The sequence below is a fragment of the Okeania sp. genome (genome assembly GCF_035285525.1).
In the GTDB taxonomy this organism is placed as follows: Bacteria; Cyanobacteriota; Cyanobacteriia; order Cyanobacteriales; family Microcoleaceae; genus Trichodesmium.
This window is the reverse complement of the sequence record NZ_JAYKGW010000129.1, coordinates 1-23,283: the sequence shown is the minus strand read 5'-3', so window position 1 is coordinate 23,283 and position 23,283 is coordinate 1. Positions and strand designations below refer to the sequence as shown.

Sequence of the window (23,283 nt, the reverse complement as noted above, 5' to 3'; positions counted from 1 at the left end):
AAAATTTCTCGGTTTAATCTCAGATTGATCTAAACCCGCCCTCTTTTCTGCAACATCAAAATATGGCATTGACGGGTAAATGTAGGGGTAGGGGGCGAGTTGAGTTAATTTTTCGGTGAAAACTCGTTAACTAACTTTTGAAACCCGCCCCTATTTTTAATGTGGGGGTAGGGGGCGAGTTGAGTTAATTTTTCGGTGAAAACTCGTTAACTAAGAAAACTCGTTAACTAACTTTTGAAACCCGCCCCTACTGTTAATGTGGGGGTAGGGGGCGAGTTGAGTTAATTTTTGGGTGAAAACTCGTTAACTAAGAAAACTCGTTAACTAACTTTTGAAATCCGCCCCTACTATTTTAATTGATAATTCTGTGTTAATTTTAATTGGCAGCATTCCACTTTCCCACAATAACACTCGCCCAATCATCCTACTTTCAGGATATTCCCGTTGCAACGCCTTTAAACAAGGACTCGCTAACTCAGCAGGTATCGTCGCTAGCAAACCACCAGAAGTTTGCGGATCGAACAACAATGGATAAAGAGGATGGCGACTTCCCTCTTCCTGATTTTCAATTAATGCAAACAGTTGTAGATTTTCTGGATACAGAGAACTAAAAATACCTTGTGCCAAAGTTTCAATTACCCCTGGCAACACAGGAATAGTCTCCAGTTCCAACTCCACAGCAACTTTTTGCCCTTTCACCATTTCTCCCAAATGTCCGACTAATCCAAACCCACTCACATCGGTGCAAGCAGTTGCACCATACTCCAATAACAACTGAGCAGCATTTTGATTAGAAATCAACATCGAGCTAATAGCACTTTCTATCCAACGTCCCCTTGCTTTGAGGCGCATATCCGCAGCAAATAATGTTCCGGTTCCCAAAGGTTTTGTTAATATCAGCACATCTCCTGGTTGCATCCCTCTATTGTACAATAGTTTTTCTGGTGATGCTAAACCATTACAAGTGAGACCAAAAGCAAGTTCTTCTCCCTCGGTTGTATGACCACCTATTAATACAGCACCCGCTTGATTGAAAACTTCTGTTGCTCCCAATAATAATTCATATAAAGTATCCTGCTGTTTAGTTGGAGTCGCATAGGGAATAGTAGCGATCGCTAACCCACTTTGAGCTGTCGCCCCCATAGCAAATAAATCGTTCAAACAATGATTAGCTGTAATTTTTCCTAACAAATAAGGGTCATCGACTAATGCCGGAAAATAATCTATCGTTTGCACCATTACTTTATCGGTTGGCACTCTCACCACGGCTGCATCATCAGGATTATCTATACCCATCAAAATATCAGCCCTCTTGACTTTCTGGGAAATTTGGTGCAGCACATTTTCCAAAACTCGACTACCAACTTTGGCTCCACAACCAGCACATTGCATTCGGTTTTCTCCCTTTTGGGTTTTTGCTGCCATTGTGAGATTGGAGAATCGATCGATAAATTTACTGTCAATATTGTCTTTCCAACGCCAAAGGAAACGATGAGGACCAAAACCTATTTGACCACGAGAAGCGATCGCCTGTTCGTCACCAGTACCAATCAAAATTAGGAAATTTTTCTGAGGTATAAATGATTTGAGTGGTTTTCCCAGGAGAGCGCGGTGTAGATTTTCAAACAGAGGTTTTCCTTGTCGCACCGCAAACACACCAGCTTTGGGGCGAGCATGGTTAACCATTGTTGCCACATCTCCTGCTGCAAAAACTTGGGGATGGGAAATTGATTGTAATTTCTCATTGACTAAAATAAAACCTCTGGCATCAGTTGCTAAACCTGCTTGTTGTAACCAAGGAGTTGCGGATGCTTGAGTCACCCAAAATAGAATATCGCATTCTACTTCTAACCCTGAATCACAACGAACCATTTTCGGAGTGGAGTACAAAAAATGAGGAGTTTCATTGATTTTCACATCCGTAACCAAATCACGCTCGCTTTTTAGTTTAGTTTTTTCACTATTCATGGGTGCATCTGAGACCAAATCAGTGTCTGGCACCTCCCTGGTAAAATCGCTATTTGCGACTTCCCCAACATTTTCCTGTAAATGCAAAACCACTCCCCGACTTCTCAAAATTTTCTCAACCTGTTTTCCTACCCAACGCTGACGGTCTGGTAATAATTTAGTTCCTCGCTGAAATATATGTAATTTTAAATTATCGGTAGGTTGTTGAGCATGACGATAAATCTGATGGAGATGACTTTGCACCGAGAAAGCTAACTCTACTCCTCCAGCACCACCACCAACTATACCAATGCGAATTTTCTGGTTGGGAGATGCAGAAACCATTGTTGTTATTTGATGCCAATAAGTGAGAAATTTTGATATCGGTTTGACTGCAATGGCATATTTTGTTGCTCCCGGTACAGTCAAACTCGCGGGAGTGCTACCAATATCAATGGAAAGTAAGTCAAAATTTACAGGGGGACGGTTAGCACAAAATACCTGATTTTTCTTCAGGTCTAAACCTATAGCACGGTCTACAAATATTCGAGCGCTAGCAAATTTGGCGAGGGGACGCAAGTCGATGTGACATTGGTCGAAGTTGTATAAACCTGCCACATATCCAGGTAACATTCCGGAGTAGGGAGTGTGATAGACATCTGTGAGCAGAGTTAGTCTGACTCCTGGTATGGGGTTCATGGCAAATTTGTGGATGGCGATCGCATGACTATGACCGCCTCCTATTAACACAAGGTCTTTTTCTGTTGGTGTAGATGATTTCATATAATAATTAGGGAATAGGGAATAGTCGTAACTTGTCTGGGTGACACAACCTTCCAGGTTGTTACAGCCTCGAAGGCTCTACTACAACAAGTTAATCAGGTCTAAAACTAATTTTGCTAATTCTTCAGTTGCACCAAGGGGAGCAGTCAGATGAAACTTAACATCAGGATATTTTTGGGAAAGTTGATTAACAGTATTCGCGATCGCATCAGTAATACCGCCATTGAACAAAAAGTAAGGCAAAACACCAATTTTTCGATATCCCTGTCTCATCAACATTTCCACTCTAGACTCAAGGTTAGGGGCAACAGACCAATAAGCATTACATACCAAAACTTGGTAATTCTTAGTAAGAGACTGGGATATTTTTTGCACAACCTCATTAGCACTAGGACGACGACTACCATGAGAAAGGAGTATCCAAGCATCAGCAGTTACAGAAGTAATTTTAGTTGCTAGCAAATTTACCATTTCAGGATGGGAACCAATATAGGGAAATACATTAATTTCTAATTTATTTTCCAGTTTCAAGTTACTATTTTTTTCTGGTGAAACCATTTCTGAGGCAGCGATCGCTCTTACCCGTTCTCGGAATATGTCAATTTCTGTGGGAATATCTTCAGTGACATGAACTCCCGGTAATAGAAATAAAGGTATTATTTGCATTTGACTAATGTGCAGTGCTCGTGTATATTCCCAAAAATTCTCTATTTGTTTATGTAAAGGTTTTGCCCCTAGTTCTAAAACCCCTGTAGAAATTATAGGAAACTTTAATGTATAATTATTTGTGAAATTTTTAGTCAAAATTATTTGTCTAGATAAAAGTTCAGCTAGAGTCTGTAATTCTAGCTTTGGTCTTGGGTCGCGACTGCCATGAGATAGTAAAAAATATGTTGATAAGTTGTTAGTCATTTAAGTTATTAGTTGTCATAAATTAGGTAAGCATTTCCTGGGTCATGCTGCGCCAACAGCCGTCAGTTATCAGCCATCAGCTACCTGTTTGTCAGGAGAAATTAATCTCTAAAAAGTGAGATATAAATAATAAACATCGTCAGCTAATTTTAATCCCTCCTGTAGGTTAGCTTGGTTATTAACTCACTGCTAAATGCTTACTAAATTAGTCCTTTAATGGTAAAACCAATGTATAAGCATCTTGCCTTTAATAGGTGTACCAAACTAAGATGAAACATGGTGTATTTAGGATAACATATTTATAGACTAACTGGGCTTATACAAACCAACCAAGAAACCGGGTTTATTGCCATAATATTGTTGTTCAAACCACGAAATTGCTAATCAACCCGGTTTCTGCATAAATCTTGACTAAAATTACCAATCAAAAAATGAGAAAATTATTAAAGTTAACTATTTTAACAGTAGCAGTCACTGGTTTCTACACAGTCAATTTTCCTCTATTATTAAATAGTTCAATGTCTTTTTTGAGTTTAGTTAATGCTGCTCAAAAAGATGAGAATATTCAAAGTGAACAAGAAAAAGAAATTAATCAAATACCAAGTAATAAGATTCCAGAAGACCCGAAGTTTAAACCGGTAATGGAGTATGCTATTAAACATAATTTAGCTGAACTTTCTATGGCAGAAATTATGCAGGCGATCGCTGATTATTTTATTGGTACTCCCTACAAAGCTGGATTATTAGATAAATCAAATCAAGAATCTTTAGTTATTAGTTTGGATGGATTTGATTGTGTATTATTTGTGGAAACTGTTTTGGCATTATCTAGAGGAATAGCTATCAAAGATTATTCTTATTTGACTTTTGTTAATCATATTATTGACCAGCGTTATTCTGAGGGAAAAATAGATGGATATTGTAGTCGTTTACATTATTTTTCTGGGTGGATTGCTGATAATCAAAAACGTGGAAATGTTAGAGATATCGGTTTTGAATTAGGAGGAAAGAGGCTAAATAAACAATTTTTTTTTATGAGCAAAAATAGATGGAGTTATCCACAAATTTCTGGAAATAATAAGAATTATCAGTGTATTGTCAATATGGAAGATAGTATTAGTCAACTAAAAACAAACTATATTCCCTACGATAAAATTAGTAGTATTTATTCACAATTAAAACCAGGAGATATTATTGCTTTAGCGACAGAAATTAATGGGTTAGATGTGACTCATACTGGCTTAGTTTATCGTAATTTTGATGGTAATATTGGTTTAATTCATGCCTCTCCTTCTGGAAAAGTAACTGTTGCTTATGATTTAGCAAAATATATTTGGAATGTGGAAAGTGCTATTGGTATTTTAGTAGCAAGACCAGTCGATCCAGGAAAAGTAGTAGGGGAGTAGGAAAGTAGGGGAGTAGGGGAGCTATTTTCCTTCTTCCTTCTTCCTTCTTCCTTCTTCCTTCTTCCTTCTTACTTCTTCCTTCTTCCTTCTTACTTCTTCATTTATGACTCAAACCTCACTATCAGTAAATTCCGAAAATTTCAACTTCAGCGCTCTAGCTAAAAATGTTAAAGTAGCCTTAATTATTCAATTAATAGACTTATTACTGATCTACTTAGTTAAAATATTTCTCCCTAGATGGATGGTTCAATAATGGATAATTGATAATTACCTCTCCCTAAAAGGAAGAGGATTAAATCAAAGGAAAAAATTTATTTCTCAAGGGGAGATTAGATATGGTTAGGGAACCCATCCATCTCACCCTTCGGGAAGCTCCGCTGACGACCGCTTTTTCTCCTTTAAAGGGGAAGCTTCAAGGCGCGAATTATTTAATTATTAATTCTTCGGTAAAATCAAGTACGGAATTTATGAATATGTCATCTCTTGGTCATTACTTTTAGCTATTCCCGCAGGATTGGGTTTGCCTCGCACAGTATTGCGCTTAATTTCCGATAGAGCAGCGATCTCTAATAGCTTAACAATAGCTTTATGGAAGCTCTGACTTGTTTTTATAGTTATCAAGTATTGGCGAATTTATCCTTCCGTTCCTTATGTTTTTTTTGCTCAAAAAAATAACACAAAATCGGGTGAAATAAATAATTAATAATTAGAGATAATTTTTATTATCAATTATTCATTATAATGTTAGAATCTGAACAATGTTAAGGATATTTATGTTGTATTATGGCCGTTGATATTATTGACTATGAAATAAAAGGAGAATCTCTACAATTAGTAGAAATTGAACTTGACCCTCAAGAAGGAGTTCGAGCCGAAGTAGGAGCAATGACCTATATGGAACAAGACATTGAAATGCAAACTACTACTGGTGGGGGTGCTTGGAAAGGTTTTAAGCGAATGTTGACTGGGGAAAGTTTTATGATTACTACTTTTTTTAATCGAGGTAAAGGTAAAGCTAAAGTTGCTTTTGCTGCTCCTTATCCAGGGCAAATTATTACTTTAAATTTAACAGAATTAGGTGGAGAGTTTTTATGTCAATCTAGTTCTTTTCTTTGTGCTGCTAATGGTATTGATATTGAAATTGCTTTTACTAAAAAGATAGGTGCTGGTTTCTTTGGGGGAGAAGGTTTTATTCTGCAAAAATTACAGGGAAATGGATTAGCTTTTGTTCATGCTGGCGGTACAATTATAGAAAAAAAATTAGCTGTAGGGGAAGAATTACGAGTAGAGACTGGTGCAGTTGTTGGTTTTTCTAAGTCTATTAAATATGATATTGAAATGATGGGTAATTTGAAAAATATTGTCTTTGGTGGAGAGGGTTTATTTTTAACTAAATTAACAGGTCCTGGTTTAGTTTATATACAAAGTTTACCTCTTTCAACTATGGCACGAAAAATTGTTTCTGCTGCACCTATAAGTAGTTAATTTATCAGAGAAAACAGATTATAAGTTCCATACAACGTCCCTACAGAGTCGGGGAAAATAATTGGTTATTTCTACACAAGGAATCCATAAACCCGGTTTCTTAAAGAAACCAGGTTTATTTGCGTAAGTCCTGCATTTTAATAAAAATCTTTGTATTTTCCCTCTTCCCTCTTCCTTCCCTACTCCTTACTCCCTGTTCCCTGATTTTTTAGATTTCCGAGCGGGATTAGCAGTTAATTCTGATGGCAATGATTCAACCGTACCCCACTTGTTCAACACATCTTGAAGTAAAATTTCTTGTTGACTTCTTAATTGATCTACATTAGCTCCTTTATTCAGAATAGCAAACCAAATAATTCCCTTTTCTTTTGTTGGTAAAGCACCTCCTAAAGCACTAACATAATTTAAAGTTCCAGACTTTACTACTAGAAAATTTGGCAGTAGTTTCCGTTCATTTAAAATACCTTTATCTTCACCAACTACAGCAAACACATCTGCCACACTCATATTGTATTGCTGAAGATAATTATTAATTGCTAAAAACATTCCCACAGCAGCACGAGGAGAAATTCGATTTTCTTCTCCTAAACCAGAACCATTAATTAATTGAATTTCCTCTTTTGTTACTCCTGAAAATTCAGCAGCTTTTTCGGCAACTATTTGCGGACCTCCCACAGCTTCAGCTAACATCTCTGCCATTAAATTATTACTATATTGATTCATTTTTTTGATAAGTTCGGCTAGGGGAAAAGAATAATGTTCAACTAATTGTTTGAGATTTTCTGGAGGAGTAGGAGAAACTTCGACAACTCCATCAATTATTACTTCAGGTTTTGGTGTTTCTGGAGGTAAAGTTTGATATTGAGTTAAAGCTTCTCCCGACCAAATTTGACTATTAATTCCTTCTTTAAATAAATTACCAGCAGTTTGAGGATTCGACTGAAAATTCATATAAAATTTACCAGCAATAATTAGATTTCCAGTAACTCTTTGAATCCCCTTTTTATTTAATAAATTGCCAATAGCGATCGCTTCTTCCCAAACAAAAAATGGATCTTCTCCTCCTTGAATAATTAAATCCCCATTTAAGACTCCATTTTCAATTTTTCCAGTTATAGAAATTAAGGTAATAAATTGATGGTCAGGATTAAAAGTTTTTAAAGCAACTAAAGAAGTTGCCACTTTAGTAATAGATGCTGCGGGTAAAGGAATTGTACCTTGATAATTTGCTAATAAAGTATCATTTGATTGTATCCATATTCCTTGATTTTGTTCAGAAAATCCTTGATTTGTTAATCTATTAAGATATGTTTGTATGGGAGTATCAGCTATTTTTTCTGGATTATTTGTAGGTAATATTAAAGGTTTTTCAGGAACTTCAATTGATGTTTGTGGAGAGGGAGTTATTTCTGGACTGGGAAATGTTATTTCCGGTTCAGAAGATTGACATCCAATTAAAAATAAGGAAATAAAGAAGGTAGTTATTGATAGTTTATTTTGTATTAGTTTCATCAGAAATTATTGTGGTATAAATTCAGTAAATTTAGGTGGGGTTGAGAAACCCGAAGCCAAACACATAATATCATATATTTAACTTGATTATAGATTATGCAAAGAAACCTGGTTTCTTGCCTTGATTATTGTTATTTAAACCACAAAGTTTCCTTGATACACCCAGTTTTTGCGTAAATCCTGCATAATTTAATAATTCGTAACCATTCAGCTATCAGCTTTTTTTAACTGACACAAGCAACGACTTAAGGTTAGCTGATGACCTGACCAATCTTATTAATAACAGGACTTACGCAAAGCTGCTACAGAGTCAAAAAACTATTGCGCTACAGTTTGAAGCACTATTAGGACTTACGCAAATAAACCCGGTACGAGCGTATCAACCGGGTTTCTGGGTTCAGTTCAAACCACGATATTTTGTCGATCAACCCAGTTTCTGCGTAAGTCCTGAATAATTTTTAATTCTCGCGCTTTAGACTAATTCTTCCTTTGGTGTAATAATGAGTTAATAACTGATAGCTAATAGCTGACAGCTAAATGCTTACAATAATTCTCTGGATTTCCAATTATTTTTTCTGTGGTAAAAAAATAATATTTGGTTTTTGCTATTGTTCAAATCAGGACTTACACAGATGAACCCAGAAACCAGAGACGAGGGTAGATTATTACTGCTTAAAACAACTATTGATCCTAGAAACCAGGTTCCTCTCCTGTAAGTCCTACAAATAATAAATAGTTGGTTAAACTAAAAAAGTTTACCTACTTATGATTAAATATACAACAGATTTCATCCAGGGTGTGGTACAGATATCACAAACAAGATGTCTGTATTGCAAAGGTTTATTTAAACCCTGCTCGATCTGGCAAGGTCTTCCTGTTTATAGTTATATTGTGCATGAAATCTGCTGTAAATAGTTTCTGTCAATCTGTACCCAAAAATCTAAAATCTAAATTATGACTAACAAAACCAGCCAAACTATCCTTTTAAATCCCTATATTGAATTAACCAATCAAAACCATACTATCACTTTCCAACTCACACAAGAGCATCATAGATTAGGACGCGATCGCAACCGTGCCGATCTAGTAGCACCTTCAGATTGGTTAGTCATATCTGGTTGTCATGCTACCATCCAGAAAATAGGCGATCGCTACCATATTTATGATGGTAATGGTAATCAACCCAGTGCTAATGGACTATTCATCGACCGTACCCGCATTACCCCATCTGAAGGACACCCTCTGGAAAATGCCATAGAAATGAAAATCGGTCTCGATCCCAAAAATCAAGTCTTGTTGAAATACTTTGAACCAAATAATCCTGTAGCTTCACCATCTTTGCCAAAAACCAGCTCTATCTCTTTGCAACATCGAGTGTTAATTGGTCGCAGTCATAATGCTACTTTAGAATTAGACGCTCCCACTGTTTCCCGTCATCATGCTACCATTGAACCCAATGGTCGGGGTGACTACATTTTACGCGATCATAGTAGCAATGGTGTTTTTGTCAATAAGGTACGGGTTAAAAGTACTATTGTTGTCAAGGACGGAGCAGTAATTAAAATCGGACCTTTTACTCTGATTCGTCGTGGGGATAATTTGGAAGTATTTGATAATGGCAATCAAATTCGTCTTGATGCTGATCGCCTCTACAAAGAAGTCAGAGAGAAAGCTGGAAAAACAAAAGTTATACTTAACGATCTTTCTTTCGCGATCGAACCAGGGCAGTTAGTTGCTTTAGTGGGAGGAAGTGGCGCTGGGAAGTCTACTTTAATGCGAACATTATTAGGAATAAATCCAACAACTGCAGGGACAGTTTATCTTAATGGTGAAGATTTAAGAAATAATTTTAATATTTATCGGACTCAAATAGGTTATGTTCCTCAAGATGATGTTATTCATGCCGAACTAACAGTATCAGAGGTGTTAAGTTATGCGGCAAAATTGCGTTTGCCTGCAGATATTAATGTTCCGGAAGTAGTCGAAAAAACCCTCGAACAAATAGACATGAAACAGTGGAAAAATGTATTAGTTAGTAAGTTAAGTGGAGGGCAAAGAAAAAGGGTAAGTATTGGGGTAGAATTATTAGCAGACCCGAAATTATTTTTCTTAGATGAACCCACATCTGGACTCGACCCATTGTTAGACAAAAGAATGATGAAACTATTAGAAAAGTTAGCAGAACAAGGTCGAACAATTATTTTAGTTACCCATGCCACAGCTAATATTAAAATTTGTGATCGCGTAGTCTTTTTAGCTAGAGGAGGACGTTTATGTTACTTTGGTTCTCCCCAAGACGCTCTCGATTTTTTCTCTGTAAATACTGGTAACTTTACCGATATTTACGAACAACTAGACACCAGGGATGCAGAGATAGACCAATGGGTAAATAAGTTTCATCAATCAATATATTATCAGCGCTATATTTCCAATCATCTAAGTATTAATAATTCTCCACCTATTACTAAATCACCACCCAAAACCCAACCACCTTATTTTTGGCAACAACTAATTATTTTAATTCAACGATATTTTAAATTAATGTGTCAAGACCGAATTAATTTAGGTTTTGCTTTATCAATTGCTCCCATTAGTATTTTATTAGTTTTCTGGGCAGTTATAGATGAAAACCCATTAATTGGAGACCCCGAAGCAGATTTAGCTCCTTTAGCTTTGAAAGTATTATTTGTATTTACTTGTTCTTTTTTATGGGTTGGTCTTTCCAGTTCAGCACAGGAAATAGTCAAAGAATCAGCTATTTATATTCGGGAAAGATTAGTAAATTTAGGATTATTTGCTTATCTAGGTTCAAAAGTAGTAGTTTTGGGATTATTAGCAATTATTCAAACTGCATTAATAGTATTAGTAATTACCTTAGGATTTGAGAATCCGGAACCAGAATTAATTGCATGGCCAATAGGGTTAGCTATTACGACTTTTTTAACTTTAATAAGTTGTATTAGTCTAGGATTAATGATTTCTTCTTATTTTAAAAATGCTTCTCAAGTTAATATTGTTTTACCCTTAATATTAGTGCCTCAAATTATTTTTTCTGGTGTTTTATTTGAAATGAAAGGTATAGCTAGTAAATTTTCTTGGCTAATGTTAAGTCGTTGGTCTGTAGCTGCTTATGGTTCACTGGTAAATGTGAATAAAATGGTGCCAGAAGCAACTGAATTACCAGATGGGAGTATCATTCTTTTACCATTTGAAGGTTCAGATGTTTATAATCTTGACTGGGAAAATTTAGGTTTAAGTTGGGGGGTTTTATGTTTACATTCTCTGATTTATTTGGGTTTAACTATTTGGTTTCAAAAACAGAAAGATATTATATAATAATTAATAATTAACAATTAATAATGAAAATTATAGAATTAATAGCCGTAACGTACTAGGGTAATGCCGTGTCAAGACTTAAAATGGTGGCTTAGGAGCAAGCAACCACCGAACATATCTCCCCCCAGGAGAGGGGAGTTTTTCTCCCCCTTCCCTAGCAGGGGGGTTAGGTTTTTGCGCCTCACATTTTCATATAGAATCCGGTTATATAGTATATCTTCATAATTCTGTCTACACTACAATCTCCGCGTCTGGTGTGTCTCCCCCTCTGGTGTGTCTCCCTACCATACAATAACTATTCAACCGGATTCTATATCAAGTGGGAGGAGAGGGGAGTTTTTCTCCGGGGGTTGGGGGGTTAGGTTTTTCGCCTCACATTTTCAAGCTTGACATGACAAAATCGGGACTTATGGAAAGGTGCTATATATGGTGCTTTAGTGCGTTATGCTACCGCTTTACATGTCGCGTAGCGAAACACACCCTACCAACAGCGTTTATACCTAATTCCCAATCGGGATTTACGAAAAGGTAATATATATGGAGTTTCGGTGCGTTAGCGGTAGCGTAACTCACCCTACCAATAGCTTGACACGACAATATAATAATTTTACCATTAATGCTACCTCATTTGTCCGAAATATGTTGTATATTTAATTCAGAACTTACGCAAAGAAACCCGGTTTCTCGTAGAAACCGGGTTTCTGGGTTCGCCTGCGTAAGTCTTGTAATTATTAATTATCCATTATCCATTTATGACTAACAAAACAGGGCAAGCTACCCTATTATTCAATAATCCCTATATAGAATTAAATAATCAAGGCCAAACCATTACTCTTGAACTGACACAAAAACGTCATAGATTAGGGCGCGATCGCCTCCGTGCAGACATAGTAGTACCTTCAGATTGGTTAGTCGTCTCTGGTTGTCAGGCCGCCATTCGCCAAGAAAACAATCGCTACTATATTTATGATGGTGACGGTCGTCAACCTAGCACTAATGGATTATTTATCGACCGTACCCGGATTAGTTCATCTCAAGGTTACGCTCTCCAACATGGCATAGAAATAAAAATCGGTCTCGACCCCCAAAACCATGTTATTCTCAAATACTTTGAACCCAAAAATCTCATAACTAAGGCATCTTTGCCAACCACCCGTTCCATATCTTTGCAAACTCGGTCAGTGGTAATCGGTCGCGATCCTGATGCCAATCTACAATTAGATGCTCCCAGTGTTTCCCGTCATCATGCTACTATTGAACCTAATGGTCGGGGTGATTACATTCTGCGCGATCATAGCACCAATGGTGTTTTTGTCAATAAAGTACAGGTTAAAAATAGTATTATTGTCACTGACGGAGCGGTAATTAAAATCGGACCTTTTACCTTGATTCGTTATGGCGATACTCTGGAAGTTTTCGACCCCGGAAATCAAATTCGTCTTGATGCTGATCGCCTTTACAGAATAGTCAGAGACCAACGGGGGAAAACACGAGTGTTGTTGAATGATATTTCTTTCCCCATCGAACCAGGACAGTTTGTTGCTTTAGTCGGAGGAAGTGGTACTGGGAAGTCAACTTTGATGCGAACATTATTAGGAATAGACCCTACAACTAAGGGGAAAGTTTATATTAATGGTGAAGATTTAAGGAATAATTTTAATCTTTATCGGACGCAAATAGGTTATGTTCCTCAAGATGATATTATTCATTCCGAACTAACAGTATCAGAGGTGTTAACTTATGCGGCAAAATTACGTTTACCTCCAGATATTAATGTTCCAGAAATAATTGCAAAAACTCTCGAACAAATAGAAATGGCAGAGAGGAAAAATGTATTAGTTAGTCAGTTGAGTGGAGGGCAAAGAAAAAGGGTAAGTATTGGGGTAGAATTATTAGCCGATCCGAAATTATTTTTCTTAGATGAACCTACATCTGGACTCGACCCAGGATTAGATAAAAAAATGATGCAACTATTAAGAAAGTTGGCAAATCAAGGTCGAACTATTATTTTAGTTACCCATGCCACAGCTAATATTAAAATTTGCGATCGCATAGTCTTTTTAGGTAGAGGAGGACGTTTATGTTATTTTGGTTCTCCCAGAGAAGCTCTAAATTTTTTCTATCTAAATACTGGTGAGTTTGCTGATATTTATAATGAACTAGAAACCACTGATGAAAATATTAATGAATGGGTAAATAATTTTCGTCAATCAGAATATTATCGGCGGTATATTTCCAATTATTTTAGTCCTGATAATTCTCAACATACGACTCAATCACCTCCGAAAAAACAACCCCCTTCTTTTGCACAACAAATATTTATTCTCATAGAAAGATATTTGAAATTAATTTCCCGTGACTTAATTAATTTAGGTTTAGCATTATTAACTGCTCCGATTGGTATTGGTTTAATTTTATTGGCAGTTAGAGATAAAAATCCACTCGTAATAATTGGCGACCCCGAACCTACTTCAGCTCCTTTAGCTTTACGAGTATTATTTGTATTTACTTGTGCTTGTTTATGGGTGGGTCTGTCGAGTTCTCTACAAGAAATAGTGAAAGAATCAGCTATTTATATTCGAGAAAGATTGGTGAATTTAGGATTATTTGCTTATCTAGGTTCAAAAGTAGTAGTTTTAGGATTATTAGCTATTCTCCAAACTGCATTAATAGTGTTAGTAATTCTCTTGGGATTTGAAAGTCCTGATCCAGAATTAATTTCATGGCGAATGGGGGTGAGTATTACGACTTTTTTAACTTTAATGAGTTGTATTAGTTTAGGATTAATGATTTCCTCAATTGTGAAAAATTCTTCTCAAGCTAATAGTGCTTTACCCTTAATATTGTTGCCTCAAATTATTTTTTCTGGTGTATTATTTGAAATGACAGGTATAGCTAGTAAATTTTCTTGGCTAATGTTAAGTCGTTGGTCTGTAGCTGCCTATGGGGCTTTAGTCAATGTGAATAAAATGGTTCCAGAATCAACTAAATTACCAGATGGAAGTATAGTTCAATTACCATTTGAACCTTCAGATGTTTATAACCTTAATTGGGGAAATTTAGGTTTAAGTTGGGGGTTTTTATGTTTACATTCCTTGATTTATTTAGGTATAACTATTTGGTTCCAGAAACGAAAAGACATTATATAAACAGTTATCAGTTATCAGCCGTAGGTTGGGTTGAGGAACGAAACCCAACCTACAACTGAAATAATACACCATCTGTAGGGGCGTTTCATGTCGCGCAGCGAAATGGTATTCGCCCCTTTCTTGTTAATGTTTATCCTTTCTTTCTTCTTCCTTCTTCCTTCTTCCTTCTTCCCTCTTCCTTCTCTATGATTGAAACTGATTTAATAACCAAGTATAAACTTGAGTTTGATTAGTTCGACGAGCGCGCTGAAGCGCCTCATTTAATAAAGAAATTTCTAAACCAGGTAAAACTTGGGACTGACTAATTTTTCTACTACCACTATTAGCAATAGCAAAGGCAATAATTTCTACATTCTGCACATCAACTATCCAATATTCAGCTATGTTAAGTGCTTCATAAAGCAAACGTTTTTCCCCTATATCATCAGAAAAAGAAGTATTAGCAACTTCAATAACTAGAGTTGGTGGAGGATAAATATCCAGGTCAATAATAGAAGTTTCCCAAGGAATAACATCAGCATTTTTTCCTATGTAATAGGAAGCATCAGGTTGAGCTGCTCGAAATCCAGTTTTGCGGTAGGTACAGTTATCTATAGCATTCAGGGCAATATTTTTAGTTGTAGCAAAGAAGGCAACTGCAGCCATAATAATTGCATGGTCTCTACCATGTTGATTTCCTAATGGTGACATTTCTATTCTAAATTTTCCTTTGTGATAGTAACTTTTGGCTTTTTCATAACTTGGGTCTTCAATAGTTTGGACATATTCATCCCAAGTTCCTGTTATCCAGGTGTTTGTTGGTAGTTGGGTTTGAGTTTGGTTCATGTTTTTGTGGGAAAAGGTATCTTTATATAATATTATAGGCGATCGCCTCTTGACAAACAGAAAAAGTTGTTTTATTCTGAGATTAAATAAGTACTGTGGAAAAATAGTAGCTTTTTTTTTAGTGGGGCATTCAAATCCAATATCAGTTATCAGCTATTGAGTGATTAAATGATAACCTTGTAGGAACGTTGGATGCAATGTTCCTACTTATCTATTCCCTATTTTGAAACTGATTATATGAAAAAGTCTACTACATTTCTTCTGGCTCAACAGTATCAGTTTCCAAGTTAACTCCTGCATATAAAACTTCAATAGCACAAGTAAATTCAATACTTTCTAATGTAATAGACTCACCTTCTGTATATCCACAATACTGCCAACTTTTTCCCTCCCCACGTTGAAAAATTTCTACAGATATCGCTCCTTGATCTACTAAAACATATTCTTGCAAACTGGGAAATTGACGATAATATTTAAACTTATCGCCGCGATCGTATTTTTCTGTACCGGGGGAAAGAATTTCAATAATGACTGTCGGATGTTGGATAAACTTACGGGATTTTAAATCATCAGCATTACAAGTAATTACTAGATCGGGATAAAAATAACGATCATTTTTATGATCCTGAACTTTAACATCCGACACATTTACTTGACATCCTTTTTGACGGAGATGGGGCATGAGAGCTATACAAAAATTAATAGCAATCTTATTATGAGGAATACTCGATCCAGTCATAGCTATAATTTCACCGTCTATATATTCATGGCGAAATTCCTGTTTAGCTTCCCATTCTAGATATTCTTCCTGGCTCATTTTTTGGTAATCTTGGGGTTGAGCAATCATACGTTTTTTCTCCAATGTTTGGTCTGATTAAAAGGGCAAATATTCAACTTATTATTAATATAATAGTCCGTGTTGAGAATTTACAACAAATTCCAAGTATCTGAAGTAAAAATTTAATAATTAAATCTTCTCAGTAGGATTTTTCGGAAACCGTGCATCTTGCTGTCGGTAACTGACAAAAATGGAATCTGCTGAAACTTCTGATATCATGTCTGTTGGTATCGTTGGCGTAAAAATTGGGGAAATATCTACCAACATAATAAGGTTTTTCGGCCGTTGTAGGGGCAAACGGCCGTTTGCCCCTACTTCTTCGTTAGTTCTTTCTATAAACGCTCCGATGCTACCGGACATGATATGATTTTTTGTTTCTCACTTTTGACTTTTAACTTTTAATTTCAGATGATATAATTAAACAACAAGAACTTAATTTATCGAACAACACTTTTGGCAAGGGTAACATTTATGGTTAGAAAAATTAAAAATAAACGTCTTCTCTTATTATTATTGCGCTTATTTTACAATGCTGACGAAAATCACCCTAAGCGAGAAATCTATCTAGATTCAATGGAAACAATATATAGTTGTATCCAGCAGAAAGACTTTTGCTTTTTATTCCGGTTACTCTATGTAACTGATAAAAGTCGTGCTAACAAACAAAAAGTTTATCGTTTGCTCGAAGGTAAGTTAGAAAAATTAGAAAAATCCTTACTGCCATTATTAGAGAATGAGTCAGTCAGGAAATTACCAAATGCTATGGCTGCTGCTCCTACTCCAGAGCAAGGAGAGGCAATGGCAGCAATGTTTCAGAATTTAGGTAACTTAATTAACGTTTTTCCCAAAGCAAACCGAGCTACTAATATAGAAATCGCTATTCAATGTCAAGAAATAGCTTTGACATTCTTTACTCGTGAATCTTTTCCTAAATACTGGGCTAACTGTAACAATGATTTAGGAACATCATATCTTTTCCGTATCGAGGGAGAGAAAGGAGAAAATATAGAAAAGGCTATCCATTTTTTCCAAAACGCTTTAGAAATACACACCCGTGAAACAAATGCTAAAGTTTGGGCAAAGATAGCAGTTAATATAGGTGCTGCCTATATTTATCACTTTCGCGAGGATAATACAAAAAATTTACAAACAGCAATTAACTATTTATCAGCAGCTTTGGAGGAATTTGATTCCAATAATTTCCACTCAGAATGGATAGAAGCCAAAACAAACTTGAGTCTGGCATATACTTACACTGAAACGGAAAAGGAAAAAGAAGAAAATAGGGAAAAAGCTATCGAATGTGCCCTAGAAATTTCCCAGGAAGTAGATAGAGAAAGAGAAGCAGAAATATGGGCTAGAAATCAAAAACTTCTGAGTTTGGCTTATTTTAACCGTCTCCAGGGAACAGAAACAGAAAATTTACAAGCATCTATTAACTATTCTGTATCTGCTCTAGAAGTATTTAGCCGTCATGCTTTTCCTGAAGAATGGGTAAGAAATAAAATTCTTCAAGGTATTGCTTATTCTCGTCTGAGTCGTATTACTTCGACAAATGAGCAAAATGCGGAAAAAGCGATCGCTTGTTTTTTAGATGCTTTCGAGATATGCACGTCTACAACTTTTCCTCAAGCATATTTAGGTGCTCAATTCTATCTTGGTGAAGTCTACCAAAACAATGAAGAGTTGCAGAAAGCATATAATGCTTTTGCTCATGCTATTGAGACTCTACAAACTTTGCGCCGTCATATACTTTCTGGCTCAGGATTAGAAGTCGATAAGCAAAAGTTGGCAGAAATATGGAATCAAATCTATAAAAAAATGGTGCAAGTTTGTCTAAAATTAGGTTATGACAAAGAAGCTCTTGAATACGTCGAACAAAGTAAAGCTCGCAACTTAGTCGAACTTTTGGCAAACCGTGACATTTATCCTAAAGGTGATATTCCCCAAAATACGATTGAGAAGTTAGATAGAGTGCGACGAGAGATTCCATCATTGTCGAGAGAGTTAGAAGCAGTTAAGAAGCAAATACCAAGAAAGAGCGAACAGTCAGAGCTGGGAAAATCATTAGAAGTTTCGCAGAAAGAATTACAGGAAAAATTACAGCAGTCGCGACGGGAGAAAGAAAAACTGCTCGAAGAAATTAAACTTATAGATTCCAGTTTTATTCTGACTCAGGAAGTAACACCTATTTCTTTCCAGGATATTAAGAATCTTATTGATGAAAATACTGCAATTATTGAGTGGTATATTCTGGAGGATAAAATTGTTACTTTTATTGTCACTGCTCATAACTCTCATCCTGTAATTCAACAATCTTCTGCTGAAGATGTAGAAACTTTTAAGGATTGGGCGAATCACTATTCAAGAACTTATGGTAACCAGCCGTGGAGAGATGATTTAGCTTCTAACCTAAAGCATCTTTCTGAAATACTAAACATTAATTCCATTGTTGACAAAATTAATGATATTTTCGATAAACAAGAAACGAAATGCAATCGACTTATCCTCATTCCCCATCGCTACTTGCATCTTTTTCCTCTCCATGCTATGCCCCTAGCAAACGGCGATTTGCTTCTCGAACGTTTTGAAAGAGGCGTTAGTTATGCTCCCAGTAGCCAATTATTACAACTAACTCAAACTCAAAAACGTCCTGACTTCAATCATTTGTTTGCTATCCAAAACCCTACAGAAGATTTAGTTTTTGCCGATATAGAAGTAGAAATACTCCGCTCCTTATTTTCATCACCAACAGTTTTGAAAAGGGAATATGCTAGAGAAGAAAATATTAAAACTCATCCAGAATTATCCCTTGCTCATTGTATTCACTTCTCCTGTCATGGGGTATTTAATCGGGATTTACCTTTGGAGTCTGCCTTAAAGTTAGCAGAAACCAACGAGTCAAACTCAGATATTTTAGAAGATGGAAGACTGACTTTGGCAGAAATATTCGGCCTCAACTTGACTAAATCTCGTCTAGTCACCCTATCCGCCTGCGAAACCGGAATTTCTGACCCCAATAGTATCAGCGATGAATATATTAGTTTACCCAGTGGCTTCTTATTTGCCGATACTCCCAGTGTTGTCAGTAGCTTGTGGAAAGCAGATGATTTTTCCACATTTTTGCTAATGATAAAATTCTACAAAAATCTGCAACATTCCTATCTAAAAAGTGGAAGTGTTGCCCTCGCCCTTAACCAAGCCCAGAAATGGTTGCGGAATTTAACTAGCGAAGATTGCGAAGCGTTTCTTGACTCTCTCCAACCAGAATTGGATTCTATTATTGCGAACTTACCCAGAAAAGAAGGAAAGCGAGTCAAAGCTAGAATCAAAGGGGCGCTAAAACTTCACCCCTATCCTTTTGCTAATCCCTACTATTGGGCAGCTTTCACCGCTACCGGGTTTTAGGATTCATCGTCGGTGGCTTCGCAGAAGTTTTTAACCCCAATCTTAACTATATAAATAGCCACCGGAGTTGCTAATGCCACAGGTATACCACCAGAAGCAGCCAAAGATACAATTAAAGCAGTAACTACTCCTGGGAGTAAGTCGTCTTTAATTCCTCTTGGCAGATTATATTGCGAGCTTGTTTGGATAAATCTTTCAACCAATTCTTTTTTTCGTCTCTACTTTCTCCCATCCCTGCTTCTAAAGCAATAATTTCAGTAGCAAACTCCAAATCTCCTTTTTCTTCTTCTATCTCATCCAAGGCAGCTAAAGCCTCTGGATAATTTGCTAATTGAGAACGAAAATTTTCAATTTCTTCTTGTGTAATTGTAGTCATAGAATTATTATGATTTATTGGCTGAAATTTGTTAATGTTTTTATCTAAAACTTCTGTTGTTGTTTCTACTAACTGGTTAGAAAAAGATTTGGCTAAATCTTCTCTTAACCCATTTCCAATATAGAATTTCAGTAATGCCTCCCAAGACATATCTCGACTAGCAGCCACTTTTTTGAGGGACGCTAAAGTATCTGTCGGAATATTCAAAGAAACTTTCTCTTGAATACGGGGGTGCAGTTTAATAGTAAATTCTTCTTCTTCAAGGTTGTTCATAGAGTCTCCTTTCATTTCGAGTAGCTTTACGGGCAGAAATTATCCGGTTTCGCCTTCCTCTTTCTACATAGACAACTAATAAAAGGCGTTGTTCTAGAGAATAACCTAGAATAAATTGACGCTGCTCCCCAGTGGGAATATTCTTAGGAGTGGCTTCACCTTCTTGGTAAAAGGGATCGAAAAAGCTTCCGTTGCTTCCTCAAAGCTAATACCATGTTTTTCTAGATTATTTTCAGCTTTATTGCTATCCCATTCAAACTCAACCCCCTGTCGTTGATAGAAAACATTCATATGTTCATTCTATTGTTTTTTTGTATGAGATACCAGACCTAAATTTTCCTGACATCTATTGCTTTTTATTAAGCACAACTTCATAGACAAATGCTATGAATTTTACTATATCAGGAGTTATGCAAAGATACTATATTATAGAATATAGAATTAAAAAACTATAGCGCTATAGTTTTGAGTGCTATATCTATAGTTTCTGTGTAATTCCTATATATGAATTTTGAACATCATCTCATCTGAAATTGTAGCTTACAGCAGTTTTCATATCGGTAAACCACAGTAGGGACGTTGCATGCAACTTCCCTACAAGATTTTGCTTATGACAATGTGGTTCATCTATTTGAAAAGCGCTGTATTACTATTCAGACACAGGAACATCATCAAACTCAAGAGGAATTTTATTATTCGACCAGAAGAAAATTTGCATAACTTCTATTTTGTTAACTTCTAATGATACTTTATCAAAAGTAATAGATGCTTTTAGGGATACATCTTTAATCAAGTTTTCACTCGCATAACTGCGACTTCTAGATGTTCCTATTTGAGCTTTTGTTGCCAGATATATTTCACCTGCTTCAATTATTCTACTTCTAACATCATTTGAGCTAGCATACAAACGTAACTGAGCATTTTTTTCTGTACTTGTGATTAATAGTTCGCAATTAATGCTTTGACTATCTACATTAACATTAGTTTTTTTGCAGCTCTGAAGTTCAAAAACAAAACCATTAATTTCGTAGAATCTTTTTAGGCTAGAATCTTTTTTAGTTGAAGAATCTTCTACATTATTTTCACTTTCAACAGAATTTGTAGGATTTTGATTCTCATTTTTAAGTTCTTCTACCTTTTTTTCTAAGCTATTATTTTTTTCCTGACAATCTTCTAATTTAACTACTAATTGATCTTCGTTTTTTTTCAGTTCTTCAACTTGTTTCTCTAAATCTTCTAATTCTGATGGTTTTATCTCTTCAGGTGCATCTTTTAATTCGGGCAAATTACTAGCAAGATATTCCTTCACATTATAACCCCCAACAAAACCTAAAATGACTGCAATAATTATTGGTATTCAAGGAAAATATCTTTGCTGTCTAGGTGAATCTTTAGTCATCTGTTTACTAACCTCCTTTATGTCATTTTCTGAAAGTAAATATAATAATCCTAATTATCTAAGACTCTCTTTAACTGAGTCAATAGTAATTCTTCCTTCTAGCTCGTCTCTTCTTTGAGAAAGCCGTTCTATTAATTTTTTAAATTCATCCTCACTTAAGCTCTTTTTTGATTTCATGTCCCCTGTTTATCTAAAGTTTGCTCTTTTGTTTACATTCAGCCCAAATAGCTTTCTATTACATTCAATGATTATATATCCTACAAACTAAAATTGGCTATAAAAAAAATAGTAATAATTATTTACTGAAACTTCTGTTTGTTTTAAATATCAAATTATACATCATCTGTAGGAAAGTTTCATGTCGCCCAGGCGACATGAAAACCAAAGCAGTAACGCACCGAACATTATGAAAAAAGTAGTGCGTTATCAGAATCTTTTGTTTAAGAATCTGATTGATAAACTTGTCGTAATTCCTCGATAGTTTCTACAGTTTTGATAGAAGCCAAAATTGTTTCTAAAACCTGAATATTTTCAATAGTATTAATCTCTGAAAATATCTCTTTTTCTGATAAGCCAAATTTCAATTCTAATCCTAGTTCTATTCCAGAAAGTATTCCTCTTTGTTCTCCAATTTTTATTCCTCTTTGTTCACCTCTTTGTTCTCCTTCTTGTAATATCTGTTTATACCAAGGAGATTGTTTCAATACAGCCATATCCCACCTCATTATTTGTTGTACTATTTTACTTTTTAATACAAATGTAGCAAAAGATGCCTGAATAATGGATAATTGATAATGAAGACTATCTCTAATTATTAATTATTAATCAAATTTAAAGCTTCTCGTTTTAAGGATAAAAAACATAACAGGTGATTTCTTTATTTTTAATCAAGTAGGGATTTTAACAAGAGGTAATTATTCATTATTCATTATTCATTCTACCCAACGAGTCGGATCGATTCCAATTATATTTTTACTGCTGATATCTACTTTTTTTTGTTTTTTCATTCTTTAGTAGATTGCCAATTCTATCATTTTATATGAAACAGTCTACTACAATTTTACTGGTAATAGATGTTGATTTTTTTTAGTTTTTATCTTATCTTATTTCCTCTATTTTATCTGTTGAAAATACTTCATAAAAACAATGCAAAATGAAAAGCAAAAAAGTAACGCACCGAATATTCTGAAACAGTCGGTGCGTTACTCTTAATTATCCATTATTCATTATTACTGTATGCTTCTATTGGCAAACAAGAATAAACAAAGTCGCGATCGCTAAAAGCATTATTAACTTTCCCTACAGTCTATATCTGAGCACACCTTCTCCATTGTGGATAATAATAGCACAAATAAATTAAAAGTCAACCCTTTACTCAAATTTTTTTCCCTGGAAATATGAAAAGGAGCGATATCGCTATTTCAGTTATCAGCGATCGGCATTTCACTAGGGTGCGTTACGCTTCGCTAACGCACCGAAGGAAGAGGCGATGCGTTACGACGGATTTCTGAATCTCTTTCATAGTCTAAATTTAGTCCGTCTTTTTATGTCCGCAAAGAGCGCGCCAACGCACCCTACAAATTTTGGCTAGGGAACAGGCAGGATGCCTGTGCTACCTAACTATAAGCTTCTAT

The 23,283-nt window shown here is 35.7% G+C and carries 14 protein-coding genes and 1 pseudogene; 5 read left to right on the top strand and 10 right to left on the bottom strand.

Annotation, left to right across the window (positions count from 1 at the left end; translation table 11 throughout):
• Positions 1 to 324 precede the first annotated feature (324 nt).
• Entirely contained in the window at positions 325 to 2,730 is a 2,406-nt protein-coding gene (selD, locus tag VKJ25_RS12340) for a selenide, water dikinase SelD (protein WP_324236929.1), read from the bottom strand.
• 81 nt (positions 2,731 to 2,811) lie between these two features.
• Positions 2,812 to 3,642, bottom strand: a complete 831-nt coding sequence (locus tag VKJ25_RS12335; protein WP_324236928.1) for a sirohydrochlorin chelatase — start codon at positions 3,640 to 3,642, stop codon at positions 2,812 to 2,814.
• A 431-nt stretch (positions 3,643 to 4,073) separates the two neighbouring features.
• On the opposite strand from VKJ25_RS12335, the gene VKJ25_RS12330 reads away from it, so the two are divergent.
• Complete coding sequence (locus VKJ25_RS12330) at positions 4,074 to 5,048, top strand: N-acetylmuramoyl-L-alanine amidase-like domain-containing protein (RefSeq protein WP_324236927.1); 975 nt, start codon at positions 4,074 to 4,076, stop codon at positions 5,046 to 5,048.
• A gap of 783 nt (positions 5,049 to 5,831) precedes the next feature.
• Positions 5,832 to 6,533 (top strand): TIGR00266 family protein, encoded by a 702-nt coding sequence (locus tag VKJ25_RS12325; RefSeq protein WP_324236926.1) that lies wholly within the window; start codon positions 5,832 to 5,834, stop codon positions 6,531 to 6,533.
• Positions 6,534 to 6,719: 186 nt separating this feature from the next.
• Here VKJ25_RS12325 and VKJ25_RS12320 read toward each other — a convergent pair whose 3' ends face one another.
• The gene (locus tag VKJ25_RS12320) at positions 6,720 to 8,045 is read right to left on the bottom strand and encodes a D-alanyl-D-alanine carboxypeptidase (RefSeq protein ID WP_324236925.1); all 1,326 of its coding nucleotides are present in this window, start codon (positions 8,043 to 8,045) and stop codon (positions 6,720 to 6,722) included.
• A gap of 954 nt (positions 8,046 to 8,999) precedes the next feature.
• Between VKJ25_RS12320 and VKJ25_RS12315 the strand changes: the two genes are divergently transcribed.
• Entirely contained in the window at positions 9,000 to 11,381 is a 2,382-nt protein-coding gene (locus tag VKJ25_RS12315; protein WP_324236924.1) for an ATP-binding cassette domain-containing protein, read from the top strand.
• A gap of 752 nt (positions 11,382 to 12,133) precedes the next feature.
• Positions 12,134 to 14,530, top strand: coding sequence for an FHA domain-containing protein (locus VKJ25_RS12310; RefSeq protein WP_324236923.1), 2,397 nt, complete (start codon positions 12,134 to 12,136; stop codon positions 14,528 to 14,530).
• Between the two features lie 183 nt (positions 14,531 to 14,713).
• Here VKJ25_RS12310 and VKJ25_RS12305 read toward each other — a convergent pair whose 3' ends face one another.
• The 3 genes from VKJ25_RS12305 to VKJ25_RS12295 all read right to left on the bottom strand — a co-directional run bounded on the left by VKJ25_RS12305 (position 14,714) and on the right by VKJ25_RS12295 (position 16,553).
• Entirely contained in the window at positions 14,714 to 15,355 is a 642-nt protein-coding gene (locus tag VKJ25_RS12305; RefSeq protein ID WP_324236922.1) for a Uma2 family endonuclease, read from the bottom strand.
• A gap of 250 nt (positions 15,356 to 15,605) precedes the next feature.
• Complete coding sequence (locus VKJ25_RS12300; protein WP_324236921.1) at positions 15,606 to 16,202, bottom strand: Uma2 family endonuclease; 597 nt, start codon at positions 16,200 to 16,202, stop codon at positions 15,606 to 15,608.
• 120 nt (positions 16,203 to 16,322) lie between these two features.
• The gene (locus VKJ25_RS12295; protein ID WP_324236920.1) at positions 16,323 to 16,553 is read right to left on the bottom strand and encodes a hypothetical protein; all 231 of its coding nucleotides are present in this window, start codon (positions 16,551 to 16,553) and stop codon (positions 16,323 to 16,325) included.
• 111 nt (positions 16,554 to 16,664) lie between these two features.
• Between VKJ25_RS12295 and VKJ25_RS12290 the strand changes: the two genes are divergently transcribed.
• The gene (locus tag VKJ25_RS12290; RefSeq protein ID WP_324236919.1) at positions 16,665 to 19,601 is read left to right on the top strand and encodes a CHAT domain-containing protein; all 2,937 of its coding nucleotides are present in this window, start codon (positions 16,665 to 16,667) and stop codon (positions 19,599 to 19,601) included.
• 124 nt (positions 19,602 to 19,725) lie between these two features.
• Here VKJ25_RS12290 and VKJ25_RS12285 read toward each other — a convergent pair whose 3' ends face one another.
• The 4 genes and pseudogenes from VKJ25_RS12285 to VKJ25_RS12270 all read right to left on the bottom strand — a co-directional run bounded on the left by VKJ25_RS12285 (position 19,726) and on the right by VKJ25_RS12270 (position 22,362).
• Positions 19,726 to 20,250 (bottom strand): hypothetical protein, encoded by a 525-nt coding sequence (locus VKJ25_RS12285; RefSeq protein WP_324236918.1) that lies wholly within the window; start codon positions 20,248 to 20,250, stop codon positions 19,726 to 19,728.
• Positions 20,237 to 20,541: pseudogene (locus VKJ25_RS12280) on the bottom strand (BrnT family toxin). Before VKJ25_RS12280 ends, VKJ25_RS12285 begins: the two are co-directional and overlap by 14 nt.
• Positions 20,542 to 20,899: 358 nt before the next feature.
• Positions 20,900 to 21,559: a hypothetical protein gene (locus tag VKJ25_RS12275; protein ID WP_324236917.1), complete on the bottom strand. Its 660-nt coding sequence runs from the start codon at positions 21,557 to 21,559 to the stop codon at positions 20,900 to 20,902.
• Positions 21,560 to 22,089: 530 nt separating this feature from the next.
• A complete protein-coding gene (locus VKJ25_RS12270; protein WP_324236916.1) occupies positions 22,090 to 22,362 on the bottom strand; it encodes a hypothetical protein in 273 nt (90 codons plus the stop codon).
• Between the last annotated feature and the right edge of the window lie 921 nt (positions 22,363 to 23,283).